This is a genomic window from Tritonibacter scottomollicae (genome assembly GCF_032924845.1).
Classification (GTDB): Bacteria; Pseudomonadota; Alphaproteobacteria; order Rhodobacterales; family Rhodobacteraceae; genus Epibacterium; species Epibacterium scottomollicae.
Genome location: NZ_CP136704.1, coordinates 3,207,345 through 3,220,905, shown reverse-complemented (window position 1 = coordinate 3,220,905; position 13,561 = coordinate 3,207,345). Strand labels below are relative to the sequence as shown.

The window sequence follows — 13,561 nt, the reverse complement described above, 5'->3', positions numbered from 1 at the left end:
TCAGGCGACTATGAATGCGTAGAGAAGGTTCATGATCTTGCACCCTACCCGTGAGGCTAGGCTAGAGGCGGGAGTGACAGAATAATCAGTCCTGTTAATCTGCTTTTGTTTTCCCCATCTTACAGATCTCCTGCCATTCTGCATCTGTAACTGGCTGCACGGAAAGGCGGGAGTTTTTCACCAATACCATGTCTACCAGCGCCGAATTAGCCTTGATCTGCTCCAGCGTGACCGGCTGGGTGAAGGCCCGCACCGCCTTGATGTCTACGCATTCCCAACGTGGGTCCTCGGTGGAGCTGTCGGGGTGGATCTCGGTGCAGACCTCGACGATACCGACGACAGATTTTTCCTTCAGCGAGTGATAGAAGAAGCCGCGATCCCCCAGTTTCATCTCGCGCATGAAGTTCCGGGCCTGATAGTTGCGTACGCCGTCCCATTCCTCGCCCGCGTCCCCCTTGGCAAGCTGATCGTCCCAGCCCCAGGTGTTCGGTTCGGATTTGAACAGCCAATACGCCATCAGCCGATGACCTTCTTCCATGTGATCAGCTCGACGGCCTCGAACAATCCGGCCTTGTTGTAGGGATCGTCCGCGGCCCAGGCTTCACCTGCGGCCATGTCATCTACGTCAAGGATAATGAGGGAGCCGACCATCTCGCCAGCTTGATCGAGCAGAGGGCCCGCTTGCGCCACCACGCCGGTCTCCTCGATATAGGCGAGATGCGCCGTGCGGTTGTCGAGACGAGTTTGCAGGTGATCCGGTTTGTCGCGGGCAATCAATGCAATGAGCATTTTATTCCTCTTTGAGTGGTCTTTTAAGTAATTGATCCACAGCCTCGGTGATCGTCAACCTTTGATCCAGCAAATTGGTTACCGTTTGAGTGATCGGCATCTCCAGCCCCATCTTCTGGGCAGCTTGCGCGGTGGCCCGGGCGGTGGCTGCACCCTCAACGGTGATTGCGGGATCAAATTCTTCGCCCCGCCCAAGGCTGAGCCCAAGGCGGAAATTGCGCGACTGCTCGGAGCTGCAGGTGAGCGTGAGGTCGCCGAACCCCGACAGGCCCGCAAGCGTTGCGGGTTTTGCCCCGCGTGCCAGCGCCAATCGCTGCATTTCGGCATAGCCGCGGGTCATCAGCGCGGCACGTGCGCTGTCGCCCAGCTGAGCGCCGATGACGGCACCGCAGGCGATGGCGATGACATTCTTCAGTGCACCACCGATCTCTGCCCCCACCAGATCCGTGGTGCGGTAGAGGCGCAGGTTACTGGTCGACAGCGTGGTTTGCAGGGCTTCGCCCATGCCGTCCGGCGCGCAGGCCAGGGTCAGCGCGGTAGGTAGGCCCTGTGCGATGTCGGCGGCAAAGCTGGGGCCGGTCAGCAATGCTGCCGTGGCCTCTGGCACCGCTTCGCGCAGGACGGAGACCGGACCAAGCCCGCTGTCAAGTTCGATCCCCTTGCAGCTGGCCACCAGAGTCTTGTTGGCCAGCACTGCGCGATGTTGCATCAGAAACGCGCGCATCTTTTGCATCGGTACGGCAAGGAGCAACGTGTCATGCGCCTCAAAGCTGCTAACATCCGAGGTCACGGTCAGCCCATCGGGTAGGGGAGCGCCGGGCAAACGGCGGCTGTTTTCGCGCGCGGCTTGCATCTCTGCCGCGTGATTAGCGTCTCGGCACCAGAGCGTTGCCGGGGCCTTGCGGGCCAGAGAGATAGCCAGGGCGGTGCCAAATGCCCCGGCTCCAAGAACCGCGACGCTCATGCCTTTGCCCCTTTCTTGCCACTGCCGATGAGGGCCGGACTGGTCTGATCCAGCGGCCAGCGGGGTCGGGCGATCAGATCCATGCCATCACGTGCCCCGTTGCGAAAGCGCTCGAGCCCCGCATAGGCGATCATCGCGGCATTGTCGGTGCAGAGCGCCAAGGGGGGCGCCATGAAATCAGTCTCTAACTCGGCACAAAGCGTCATTAGTTCCCCCCGGATCGCAGTGTTGGCAGCAACGCCTCCGGCCACGGCCAAAGTCGGAGCAGAAGGGTTTTCGGCAAGGTAGAGATCCAGCGCGCGACGGGTTTTCTTCACTAGAGTGTCGACAATGGCGTCCTGAAATCCGGCGCAGAGGTCGGCGCGGTCCTGTCGGGTCAGCCCGCCTTTCTCGGCCACGATCTGATCCCGCATCCGCATCAACGCAGTCTTCAGCCCGGAAAAGGAGAGGTTGCAATCCGGGCGGTCCAGCAGCGGGCGGGGAAAGCGGAACCGTTTGGGATCTCCGTGTTCCGCCTCGGCCTGTACCGAAGGGCCACCGGGTTGCGGCAAGCCGAGCAGACGTGCGGTCTTGTCAAAGGCTTCACCCGGGGCATCGTCAATGGTTCCGCCGAGGCGCGAAAACGCCTCTGGCCCGCGGACGATCAGGTATTGGCAATGGCCACCGGAGACCAGCAGCATCAGATAAGGATAGGCGATATTATCCGTCAGGCGCGGCGTCAGCGCATGGCCCGCAAGGTGATTGACCCCGACCAGTGGCAGGCCCTTTGCGGCGGCAATCCCCTTGGCGCACATCACGCCCGACATTACGCCACCGATCAAGCCCGGTCCGGCGGTCACGGCGATTGCGTCGAGGTCGTCCAGCGTCAATTGAGCGTTTGTCAGCGCATCACGCACGCAGCTGTCGAGCTTTTCCGCATGGGCGCGGGCGGCGATCTCCGGCACCACGCCGCCAAAGGCGCTGTGCAGTGCGGTTTGGCCAAAGACCACCGATGACAGGATCTCTGCGCGCGCATCTGTCTTTTGGCGCACAATAGCCGCCGCAGTGTCATCGCAGCTGCTTTCCAATCCAAGTAGCGTCAGCGTTTGGGTCATGGGCCTACCGTTGCATCCTCTGTGCTGCGGGGCTACCACCAAGAGGTGATGCAAACAATCCCGGGAGCGCGCAGGTGAAGACAAACGGGCCGGCCCTGTTGATGACGCGACCGCGCGACGCGGCTCAGCGGTTTCTTGATCTTCTGCCTGCGGATCTGCTGTCGGATCTGTGCGTTATACATTCCCCACTGATGGAAATCACCGCGTTGCCGTCGACGCTGAAACTTGACGATACGACAACGGTTGTTTTCACCTCCGGTGCGGGAGTGCGCGTGGCATCAGAGCGCATGGCCGAGCGTCAAGTCGCCTATTGTGTGGGCCAGCGCACGACAGAAGCTGCGTTATCAGCTGGATGGGATGCGCGTTTTTGCGGAGAAACCGCGGATGCACTGGTTGCGAGTTTGCTTGCAGCCCGGCCGTCAGGAACGCTGTTGCATCTGCATGGAGAATACACCCGTGGGGCCGTGGTAGACCGTTTGACAGAGGGTGGGCTCCCTTGCAGGGGGGAAGTGATTTATCGTCAGGATCTGCAACCTCTCAGCGCCGAAGCAGAACAGGCACTGGGGGCGCAAATCCCCCTGATCGTACCGCTTTTCTCACCACGTACCGCCGCACATTTTGCAAGCTTATGTCCGAAAACCGCGCATTTAACACTGATTGCGATGAGTGACGCTGTGGCGCAGGCCATGCCGCGCTTGCAAAGTGGCGCGCTAAAAGTAAGTAAAGCACCTACGGCTGGAGCAATGGCGGATTTGCTGCGCGATGTCGCACAGTCGGTGCTTTGGGTTGAGACAGACGCACCCAAGGAATAGGGTCGGTGCGTATCGTATTGAGCATGTTTGGGGAATCGGGGGGAGGCCACTGTGGCTGAAGACAAGAAATCCGGCGACACGGTGAAACCGGATCCAGAAACGTCACGGGCTGACGTTCATCAGGACACCGTAACTCCCGACGTTGGCGCAGAAGAGATCGAGGAGCGTCTTGCCACGGAAGAGCTTGACGACTTTGCTGAAACCGAAGTTCCTCTTTCCGAGACCGAGACCGAGACCGAGACCGAGACCGAGACCGAGACCGAGACCGAGACCGAGACCGAGACCGAGACCGAGACCGAGACCGAGACCGAGATCGCCTCTGCAGAGAATGAGGTTGCGTCTGCGACGCAGGCACAAGAGCGTATCGTGGGAAAACGTGGTGGATTTGGTGCGGCCCTCTTGGGCGGCGTTGTCGCGGCAGTCGTTGGTTTTATTGCCGGCAAGGGGGACGTGCTGGACGACTTCTTGCCGCCGTCCATGCGGGATGCATCGGTTGATGTTGAACCGCTCAAATCGGCTCAGGCTGAGCTGGACTCTGAACTGGCACGCCTGCGCAGTACTGTCGCCGAGATCAACGTACCTGATCTGCAACCGCTCCAAGACCGGATTGCGGCGGTTGAAACCGAGATGGAGAGCGCCGCCACTGATCAGGAGAATGACCCCGTCGGCGCGGAACTGGAACAAACACTTCGGTCCCTCGTGCAGCGTGTGGACGCTCTGGAGGCGCGCCCGATCACAGAAGGCGCCTCGTCCGACGCCGTTGCTGCGTTTGAGGCGGAGCTTCAGCGAGTGCGCGACAGTTTGACAGAGCAGCAAGCGGACGTTGAACGCATGGTCGCCGAGGCCCAAGAAATGGAGCGCGTCAGCGCAGAAGCCGCACGTATCGCCGCGGCACAATCCGTGGTGTCGCGCCTGCGTTCTGCGTTGGATTCAGGAGTGAGCTATAGTGATCTCGTCGAGGAGTTGACACGTCTGCAGATCACAGTGCCGGACGAGATCAAGAGCGCGGCTGATACCGGTGTTGCGACATTGTCCGGGCTGCAAGACGGGTTCGCACCTGCGGCGCGAGCGGCCCTGGCCGCAGCGCGTGAGGAAACCAGAGGGTCTGGCGGTATTATGGCCTACGTCAATCGCCACCTTGGTGCGCGCTCAGTTGCGCCGCGTGAAGGGGATGATCCAGATGCCATCCTGTCCCGTGCTGGAGCTGCAGCTGACAGCGGTGATATCGCCGCCGCACTGGACGAGATTTCAGCCCTTCCTGAAAGTGCACAGGCGGAGCTTGCCGATTGGCAAAGCGCAGCCCGCACGCGTCTGGAAGCAGAAGCTGCCACCGACACGCTCTCGCAAAGCCTGAACGCCAACTAAGGACGTCGCCATGCTCTGGTCATTGTTGAAGATTCTCGTATTCGTCGCGATCGTTGCGCTGCTGGCCTTCGGCGCGAGCGTTCTTTTGGAAACTGCCGGTGGCGTACAGATCACCCTTGCCGGGACTGAGTACACGCTCGGCGCGCTGCAATCCGTCATTGCGCTGTTGGTGCTGATGGTTCTGACGTGGCTGTTCTTCAAGCTGCTGTCTCTCTTGGTTGCCACGCTGCGGTTTCTGAACGGTGATGAAACCTCGCTGTCGCGTTTCTTCGACAAGGGACGCGAACGGCGCGGGTATCAAGCGCTGGCTGACAGCTTGATGGCGCTGGCCGTTGGCGAAGGGCGCGCTGCATTGTCCAAGGCTGAGCGGGCCGAACGTTATCTGCAGGATCCCGCATTGACCAACCTTGTGGTAGCGCAGGCCGCGGAATTGGCCGGAGATACGCGCAAGGCGTCTGAGGCCTACAAGCGCTTGTTGTCCGATCAATCCACCCGCTTTGTGGGGGTGCGTGGGATCATGAAACAGAAACTGTCCGAGGGCGATACAGAGACGGCCCGGCAATTGGCAGAAAAGGCGCTCGCCTTGCGGCCGAAGCATGAAGAAGTGCAAGACACGCTGTTGAAACTGCAAGCTCAGGCCGAGGATTGGGCGGGTGCACGTCAAACCCTCGCCACCAAGCTCAAGACCGGAACCCTGCCGCGCGAGGTGTTCAAGCGCCGCGATGCAGTGTTGGCGTTGTCGTCGTCCAAGGCATTGTTGGCTGAAGAGGCGACGCCGGAGCAGCAGGAGCAGGCGATCGAGGCCAACCGCCTGTCGCCAGATCTCGTGCCCGCCGCCGCGTTGGCCGCACGTAGCTACATCGTGAAGGGCAAGCCGCGCTACGCAGTGCGTATTCTCAAGAAGGCCTGGGAGGCACAGCCGCATCCGGATCTTGCCCATGCCTTTGCCGAAATTGCGCCTGATGAGACGGCACAGGAGCGCGTGAAACGCTTCGAACAGCTTCTGCGCCTGAAGCCCGACCACGACGAAACCCGGCTGGTGAAGGCGGAACTGTTGATTGTGGCCGAGGACTTTCCCGAGGCGCGTCGGGCATTGGGCGATCTGGTGGATCGCGCCCCGGATGCCCGTGCTCTGACGTTGATGGCGGCGATCGAGAAAGGGGAAGGTGGCCCGGATGTGATGGTGCAAGGGTGGCTTACCAAAGCGCTGTCAGCGCCACGCGGCCCGCAGTGGGTCTGTGAGAGCTGTAATCATATCCACGCTGAATGGGCGCCTACCTGCGAAAACTGTGCCAGCTTTGATACGCTGACCTGGACACGACCCGATGCGCATGAATACAGCTCCGCGACCGGCGCTGCCATGCTGCCACTGCTGGCAGCGCGACAGGAACACACCACCGGTGCGCTGGCCATCGTCGATCCGGACCTTTTGGAGGTTACGAACGGGACATCTGACGTGGGGTCTGAAAACCCGACCAAGGATGATCCGGACAACCCTGATACGTTGCCCAAGTAAAGCGTTTTCAGGCCGCGCGCGACGACCACTGCGCGCGGCCGATCAATACATTCGGCAAAGCGTCTGAGCTGGCTGGCACCAAATACGTGTTGTCTAATGCCAGCCAGACGCAAAGAGCTTTGCAAAGCCGGAGATTCAAGGATCTCGCTCAGCCCGGTAGAGCGAAGCTGCACCAAATGCCGCTGGTCAAGACAGTAAAGGCTGTTAGGTGACCAAAGGTTTGCCAACCAGAGACAAACCAATCCAACCTTTCGGTCCGGTACTGCCTTGTTTTGTCTTACTTCCAATCTTCCAAGCCGTATTTGGCAAGGATTGAGGCAAGGCGCCCATCTGCCCGCATTTCGGAAACTGCGGTCTCTAATTGGGCTGCCAAAGAAACAGAAATCTCTAACTCGGGAGAGAACGCCGCATAGAGTGAAGAGGGCTCATCTACTGAGATCAGCTCGAATGCGTCCTGAAGGCCAAGGCTCGCGATCGTGTATCGCAATACCGCTGCGTCATCAGGGACCATATCTACACGACCTGAAGCCAGCTTGCGCAGATTGCTTTCCAACGGCGTTTCACCGCCAACCAGTTGAACTATGGTATTGTCCGCGGTGTGTTCCTCGATATAGGCCGTGATAATGCCGCCATACTCATACCCACGGATGGCGCCAATGGTACGTCCGCGAAAAGGGGTGTCCGACGTCATATCCACAGCTTCACCTTTGCGTACTGCAATAGCCAAATCCCAAACGCCAAGCTCTGGACTAAGGCGGAAGCCCGGCACCTCTTCTTCCGATGCGCCGACGACACCGGTGATCTGTCCAGTCTTCGCCATTGCAATGCTGCGAACCCAGTTCATGTTCTGATAGTCAATACTGTGGCCGTGGGGCTCGAGCGCGGCTTCCAGAAGTTCGATCATATAACCCGGTTTGTCAGATCCAGGCTCACAATTGTAAGGGCACCAAGTATCAGCACGAATTGAAACAGACTCCGCGACCGCCGCTGCAGCCATTGAAAGGCCGCATAGAAATGTTACAAGCTTCAGGCCGGTTTTCATCTTGAACTCCTATTGTTTGCCAATCGGCATCCCGATTTAGTTAACGCCTTTCTACCTCAGTCGCCCTAACGGCGGGTAAAGGCTGATTTTCAGTGCTTGAAGGGTATATCTAGAGACTGCGCTCAGGGGAGGGCGGGTCAACTCGTTTGTCAGACACCAATGCACGGGGGGGATCGTTGCGTGTTAGGGCTGCCTCTGGGACGTGAACCAGTTCAGCCTTTGTATCGCTTCCGGTGCTCACGCCCCGGCGGGTCGACAAGCATCAACCGGGCGGTCTGCGCCATGACGATTGGCACCAGAAACCGGCCGACCAGCTTGAGGTCGAGACATTCGAGACCCAGAAAGGCGAAAAACATCTCTAACCGTGCAATCGCGGTGATCGGCCTACTGGAGCGCACCAAGGGGCATTTTTGAACACCGATTGGGGGGACAAGAATGGGTGCCGATTGGCAGAGGTCGTTTACTGCAAACATATATCGGAATTCTACAGGCGCATCGGGAATGGGGTTGAAAGACTGACGTCAAAGGAGACGCCAACATGACCGAAACCCTGCCCCGCTCCCGTAGCCGCTCTGGTGGCCGTTCCGCCCGCCGCAGCCTGCGCACCGCAAGCGATTTCACCATGCTGCCGGGGCTGACCCGCGCTATTCCATGGTGCGAGGTGATGGATGGGGCGCAGGTTGAAAAGATCGACGCGGCGTCGATGGATATCCTCGAAAACGTTGGCGTGCAGTTTCGCGACGACATCGCGTTGGCCGATTGGAAACGGGTCGGTGCCAAGGTCGAAGGCGAGATGGTTTACCTTGACCGGGGTCTTGTGCGCGAGTTGATCGCCTCAATCCCGACAGAGTTCACCTACCACGCCCGCAACCCGGCCAATAACCTGCGTCTTGGCGGCAAGCATTCGGTCTTTGTTCCCATGACTGGCGCGCCCTTCTTGCGCGACCTCGAAGATGTGCGCCGCAACCCGACGCTCGACGATCTGGCGATGTTCCACAAGCTCAGCCATATGCTGCCCGGGTTGCATTCCTCGGCGCACCACATCGTGGAGCCCTATGATCACCCGATCAGTCAGCGGCACCTCCAGATCACCTATTCGTCGATGAAGCACTCCGACAAGATGTTCATGGGCATGACCACCAGCCCGAAGAACGCCGAAGACGTGATGGAGATGTGCGCGATCCTCTTTGGCGAGGACTTCCTGGAGGATCATGCGGTCACCACCGGCAATTGCAACGGCAATTCGCCATTGGTGTGGGATGAAACCATGCTTGGCGCCATGCGGGCCTTCTGCAAGCGCAAGCAGCCGGTGCTGTGCTCGCCCTTCGTGCTGGGCGGCGCCAATACGCCCGCCTCGGTTCCGGCGGCGGTGGCGCAGCTCAATGCCGAAGCGCTTTCGGCGTTGGCCTATACGCAGGTGATCCGCAAGGGTGCGCCTGCGATCTATGGTCACTATCTGTCGACCGTCAGCATGAAGTCGGGCGCGCCGATGGCGGGCACACCGGAAATCTCGCTGATGAACTTCATGATCGGCCAGATGGCACGCTACTACGGGGTGCCGTGGCGGACCTCGAACACGCTCGGCGGCGCCAAAACCTTTGACGCGCAAGCCGGGTATGAGAGCGCCACGACCCTCTCGGCGGTGCTGCATGCGGGCGCCAACTACATCTGGCACTCTGCCGGCTGGAACGAGGCGGGGATGCATTGTTCTGTGGCGAAATTCATCGTCGATGCGGAGCAATGCGCCATGGGACACCGCATGGCGTCGGGGCCGCGCTGGGATGATTTCGATCAGGCGGTTGCAGCGGTGCCGGATGTCGGCCCCGGCGGTCACTATCTCGGCCATCCGCACACGCAGGAGAATTTCCAAAGCGCCTTCTTCATGCCGGAGATGTTCGACAACAACTCAATCGAGCAATGGCAGGCAGAGGGTGGTGTTGAGATCACCGAACGGGCGCTCACCCGCGCCAAGAAACTGTTGTCGGAATATCAGGAACCCAAACTTGATGAGGCCAAGAACGAGGAGCTCCTCGCTTATATCGCGCGCCGCGAGCGGGAGATCCCAGCGGCGGACGAGCTGAACCAGACGTACTAACTCCTCTCTCCGGAGTACCTTGCCCGCCCTTGACGCGAGGGGCGGGCTTTTTTGCGTGCTTTCAGCACAAAAGAGCGGCCGCAGTGCGACCGCTCAGAGCGAGGTAACAAGGCGAGGAGGTCATTCCGCGCGGGCGCGCCATTCCTTCCAGCGCAGCACCGCATTTGCGCCGATCTGCTGGAATGGCTGCGGTGGCAGCAGTTTCGGGCGGGCCTCGGTGCTGAAATGGCGTGAGATTTCGCTGCTCTCGCCCGCCGCCAGTTCCGCCGCTGAAATACCGGTGAGGGTGCCGCGCGCCGTGCCAAGCCCATTCTGCACACAGCCAGAAAACACGCCCTCCTCCAGCTGCCGTGTCACGCTCACACCGTTGAGACTGAGGCAGAGGTGCCCTGCCCAGGCATGCTGCATTTTCATACCCGCAAGCTGTGGAAAACGCTGATCAAATTTGCGCTGCATCACCCGCGCGGCACGGGTCAACTCTCGCGCTGAGGGACGTGTATTGGGCAACAGGGTGGCGCAAGTGCGGGTCACGATGCGGTTGCCGCCCTGCCCACTGTCGATCCGGCGCATGGTGGTTCCCATCGGGTCCGAAGGCGTGATGCCCCAGCGTGACTCTCCCCCCAGCCGCGCAAGCGCATCGGCGTCCAGCTCCGGCGTCATCACCGCATAGAGGAAAAGCTGCATCAGCCGTCCCTTCTCAAAGCCAAAACTCTCCAGATGGCCATTCACCGTCAGGATCACACGCGGCGTGGTCACTTGCGCGACCTTGGTCTTGACCACCCAGTCGGACCCATTGCGGACAAACCCGGTTACGGGTGAGTTTTCGCAAACCCGCACGCCTGCCCGCTGTAAGCCCGCCGCCAAGCCGCGAATATAGCCTGCGGGCTGCAACATCACCGTGCCCGCCGTATAAAGCCCACTGATGTAGTGCGCAGAGCCGGTCAATTCCCGCATCGCCTGCGCATCCAGCATCTCGCTAGCCTCGCCGAGCGACGCAAGATGTGCCGCATAGCTCTCGTTGTGACGCGCAGCCTCCGGGCTGGCCGCACCATTTACCTTGCCCGCGCGGTCAAAATAGTCTGGGTTGATCTGATATTCATCCACCGCGCCCCCGGCAAAGGCGATGGCCTGCCGGTTAAGGTCGATCATCTTGCGATCATCGCCAGCGCCTGCGTAGTCATCCGATGCCAGATCGTGCGGCAGGTCGATCATAAAGCCAGAGTTGCGCCCGGCAGACCCTTCAGACAGCCGCCCCGCCTCCAGCACCACCACACGGGCAGTGGGGTGCAGATGCATCAGCCGTCGCGCGGCGGAAAGCCCTGCAAATCCTGCACCCACAACGACAAAATCTGCCGTGCTGTCCTCGTTCAGCGGCTGAGGGGCCGCTTGCGGGCCGAGGATGCTGTTCCAGGCTGCCGGCCCCTCATGGACCGGCAGTCGTTTGGCCGCATAGGCCGTCAAGACACGGCCTCGTCCGCGTCGTCGGCGAGGTCGATCCAGATGGTTTTCAGCTGGGTATATTGGTCATGCGCATGCACGGAATTATCCCGCCCGCCAAACCCCGACTGCTTGTAGCCACCAAAGGGCGTGGAAATGTCCCCCTCGCCAAAGCTGTTCACCGTCACAGTCCCGGCCCGCAGGCTGCGCGCACCGCGAATGGCGCGTTTGGCATTGGCGGTGAAGATTGACGCGCAGAGCCCGTATTCGGTGTCATTGGCGATGCGGATGGCCTCGTCAAAGCCCGTAACCTCGATCACGCTCAGCACCGGGCCAAAGATCTCTTCCTGCGCCAGCACCGCGTCATTGCCGGAAACATTGACCACGGTCGCCTCGACAAACGCGCCATCATGGGATTTGCCACCGATCACCACGTCATCGGCCTGTTCCAGATAGCTGCACACCTTGTCGAAATGCGCCTTGGACACCAGCGCGCCCATGCGGGTTTCGGGGTCCAGCGGATCGCCAACGTTCCAAGCCTTGGCGTGGTGGGCAATGCGGTCCAACAGGTCTGCCTTGACCGATTTATGCACGATCAGCCGCGACGAGGCCGAGCAATTCTCGCCCATGTTCCAGAACGCGCCCTGCACCAGATGTTGCGCCACCCGGTCGAGGTTCTCGGCGTCGTCCATGACAATGGCGGGGTTCTTGCCGCCCATCTCCAGCACCACCTCCTTGGCGTTGCTCTCGGCGGAATAGCTGAGGAACCGCTTGCCGGTCATGGTGGAGCCAGTGAAGGACACCATGTCGATGTCCATATGGCGGCCGATCACCTCGCCCACATCCGCGCCGCCGCCGGGGACCACGTTGAAAACGCCGCGCGGCACGCCGGCCTCATGCGCCAGTTCCGCGACGCGCAGGGCGGTCAGCGTGGTTTCCTTGGCTGGTTTCACCACCAGCGAGCACCCCGCTGCCAGCGCCGGGCCGATTTTCCACGCCAGCATCAGCAGGGGGAAGTTCCAGGGCAGCACCAGCCCGACCACGCCAATCGGTTCGCGCACCACCATGGCGATATGATCGTCGGAGGCAGGCGCGACCTGATCGTAGATCTTGTCGATCGCCTCGGCGTGCCATTTCAGGCAATGGATGGTTTCCGGCACATCCACCGTTTCGCAGTCAAAGATGGTCTTGCCACTGTCGAGGCTCTCCATCACCGCCAGTTCACGGGCGTTACGGGTCAGAAGCTTGCAGAACCGGATCAGCACGTCCTTGCGCTCGGACGGATGCAGACGCGACCAGCGGCCATCCTCAAAGGCCTCGCGCGCCTTCTCGACGGCAAAGTTCACATCCTCCGCCGCGCAGGCGGCGATCTCGGCAAGGGGCGCGCCAGTGGCCGGGTTCACGGTGGTGAAGGTCTTGCCCGAGGCCGCCGGGCGCGCGGAGCCGTCGATAAAAGCACCGGTTGGCAGGTTCAGGGTCGCGGCAATGGCGCGGTATTCGTCTTGTGTCAGCAGATCCATGTTCTTAACCCTCGGCCACGATGTCGGCAATTGTGGTTTTCAGCACGCGCACAACCTGTTCCAGCGCGCGCTTGTCGTCCTTGTTGAGCCCGGTGAGCGGCGCCCGCATGGCGCCAGCCTCAATCCCATTGAGGGTCACCCCGTGCTTGATCGTCTGGATGAACTTGCCACCCTGTTCCAGCACCCGCATCAGGGGCATCATCGCCGACATGATCCGCCGGCCTTTGGTGTAATTGCCTTCGATCACGCAGGCATTATAGAGCGCCACATGTTCCGCCGGCAGGAAGTTGGACCCGCCGCAGACCCAGAACGGCGCGCCCCAGGCAAAGAACTCCAGCGCCTGATCGTCCATGCCGCAGCCCAGCTGAATATGCGGATAGTCGCGCGCCAGGAGATGCACCCGGTTGATGTCGCCAGAGCTTTCCTTGATGCCGCAGAAGTTACGGCTGCGGCCCACGCGGTCGAGGAACTCTTCGCCCATCATGGTGCCGGTGCGGTGGGGGTAGTTGTAGAGCATGATCGGCAGGTTCGCCGCCTTGTCGATCGCCAACGCATTCAGCGCATTTTCGCGGTCCGTCGGCACCGAGTAGGGCGGGCTTGCCAGCAGGATCGAGTCAGCGCCGATCTCCTTGGCCCCCGTGGCCAGCGCAATGGAATCCGGTGTCATCATCGCGCCGGTGCCCACCACCAGCGGCAGCCGCCCGTTTAGGCATTCCTTGGTGAATCGCGCCAGCTCCAGTCGTTCTTCGACCGTCTGGGCATAGTTTTCGCCGGTCGACCCCCCAGAAACCAGTCCATGCACGCCCTGTTCGACGAGGAATTCGATCTGGTCCGCCAAAGCGTCCCAAATGACGTCGCCGGCGCCCGTATAGGGCGTGACAACAGGGGTATAGATCCCTTGAAACTGAAAGATGGGGGTCATCGAAG

At 60.8% G+C, this 13,561-nt stretch carries 13 protein-coding genes; 4 read left to right on the top strand and 9 right to left on the bottom strand.

Going from position 1 to position 13,561, the window contains the following annotated elements:
* Window positions 1-94: 94 nt before the first annotated feature.
* The 4 genes from R1T40_RS16005 to tsaD are packed head-to-tail and all read right to left on the bottom strand — an operon-like array spanning window position 95 to window position 2,847.
* Window positions 95-517 carry an EVE domain-containing protein gene (locus R1T40_RS16005; RefSeq protein WP_106162493.1) on the bottom strand — a complete coding sequence of 141 codons (423 nt, stop codon included), beginning with the start codon at window positions 515-517 and terminating at the stop codon, window positions 95-97.
* Entirely contained in the window at window positions 517-789 is a 273-nt protein-coding gene (locus tag R1T40_RS16000) for a YciI family protein (RefSeq protein ID WP_317384828.1), read from the bottom strand. The genes R1T40_RS16005 and R1T40_RS16000 overlap by 1 nt, the downstream gene beginning before the upstream one ends.
* 1 nt (window position 790) lies before the next feature.
* Complete coding sequence (locus R1T40_RS15995) at window positions 791-1,753, bottom strand: NAD(P)H-dependent glycerol-3-phosphate dehydrogenase (RefSeq protein WP_317384827.1); 963 nt, start codon at window positions 1,751-1,753, stop codon at window positions 791-793.
* The gene (gene tsaD / locus R1T40_RS15990; protein WP_317384826.1) at window positions 1,750-2,847 is read right to left on the bottom strand and encodes a tRNA (adenosine(37)-N6)-threonylcarbamoyltransferase complex transferase subunit TsaD; all 1,098 of its coding nucleotides are present in this window, start codon (window positions 2,845-2,847) and stop codon (window positions 1,750-1,752) included. Before tsaD ends, R1T40_RS15995 begins: the two co-directional genes overlap by 4 nt.
* A gap of 74 nt (window positions 2,848-2,921) precedes the next feature.
* On the opposite strand from tsaD, the gene R1T40_RS15985 reads away from it, so the two are divergent.
* The 3 genes from R1T40_RS15985 to R1T40_RS15975 are packed head-to-tail and all read left to right on the top strand — an operon-like array spanning window position 2,922 to window position 6,540.
* Window positions 2,922-3,659 (top strand): uroporphyrinogen-III synthase, encoded by a 738-nt coding sequence (locus R1T40_RS15985; RefSeq protein ID WP_317384825.1) that lies wholly within the window; start codon window positions 2,922-2,924, stop codon window positions 3,657-3,659.
* Between the two features lie 51 nt (window positions 3,660-3,710).
* Window positions 3,711-5,024: a COG4223 family protein gene (locus R1T40_RS15980; protein WP_317384824.1), complete on the top strand. Its 1,314-nt coding sequence runs from the start codon at window positions 3,711-3,713 to the stop codon at window positions 5,022-5,024.
* Window positions 5,025-5,034: 10 nt separating this feature from the next.
* Window positions 5,035-6,540, top strand: coding sequence for a heme biosynthesis protein HemY (locus R1T40_RS15975; protein WP_317384823.1), 1,506 nt, complete (start codon window positions 5,035-5,037; stop codon window positions 6,538-6,540).
* Between the two features lie 277 nt (window positions 6,541-6,817).
* Here R1T40_RS15975 and R1T40_RS15970 read toward each other — a convergent pair whose 3' ends face one another.
* Entirely contained in the window at window positions 6,818-7,582 is a 765-nt protein-coding gene (locus R1T40_RS15970; protein ID WP_317384822.1) for a substrate-binding periplasmic protein, read from the bottom strand.
* Between the two features lie 212 nt (window positions 7,583-7,794).
* Window positions 7,795-7,938, bottom strand: a complete 144-nt coding sequence (locus tag R1T40_RS15965) for a hypothetical protein (RefSeq protein ID WP_317384821.1) — start codon at window positions 7,936-7,938, stop codon at window positions 7,795-7,797.
* Window positions 7,939-8,120: 182 nt separating this feature from the next.
* On the opposite strand from R1T40_RS15965, the gene R1T40_RS15960 reads away from it, so the two are divergent.
* On the top strand, window positions 8,121-9,677 hold the full coding sequence (locus R1T40_RS15960; protein WP_317384820.1) for a trimethylamine methyltransferase family protein: 1,557 nt from the start codon (window positions 8,121-8,123) through the stop codon (window positions 9,675-9,677).
* 120 nt (window positions 9,678-9,797) lie between these two features.
* On the opposite strand, the gene R1T40_RS15955 is transcribed toward R1T40_RS15960, so the two are convergent.
* From R1T40_RS15955 to R1T40_RS15945, 3 genes are read right to left on the bottom strand one after another with little or no spacing between them, the layout of a single operon-like run.
* The gene (locus R1T40_RS15955) at window positions 9,798-11,138 is read right to left on the bottom strand and encodes an NAD(P)/FAD-dependent oxidoreductase (protein WP_317384819.1); all 1,341 of its coding nucleotides are present in this window, start codon (window positions 11,136-11,138) and stop codon (window positions 9,798-9,800) included.
* Complete coding sequence (locus R1T40_RS15950; protein WP_317384818.1) at window positions 11,135-12,634, bottom strand: aldehyde dehydrogenase; 1,500 nt, start codon at window positions 12,632-12,634, stop codon at window positions 11,135-11,137. The genes R1T40_RS15955 and R1T40_RS15950 overlap by 4 nt, the downstream gene beginning before the upstream one ends.
* A gap of 4 nt (window positions 12,635-12,638) precedes the next feature.
* Window positions 12,639-13,556: a dihydrodipicolinate synthase family protein gene (locus R1T40_RS15945; protein WP_317384817.1), complete on the bottom strand. Its 918-nt coding sequence runs from the start codon at window positions 13,554-13,556 to the stop codon at window positions 12,639-12,641.
* Between the last annotated feature and the right edge of the window lie 5 nt (window positions 13,557-13,561).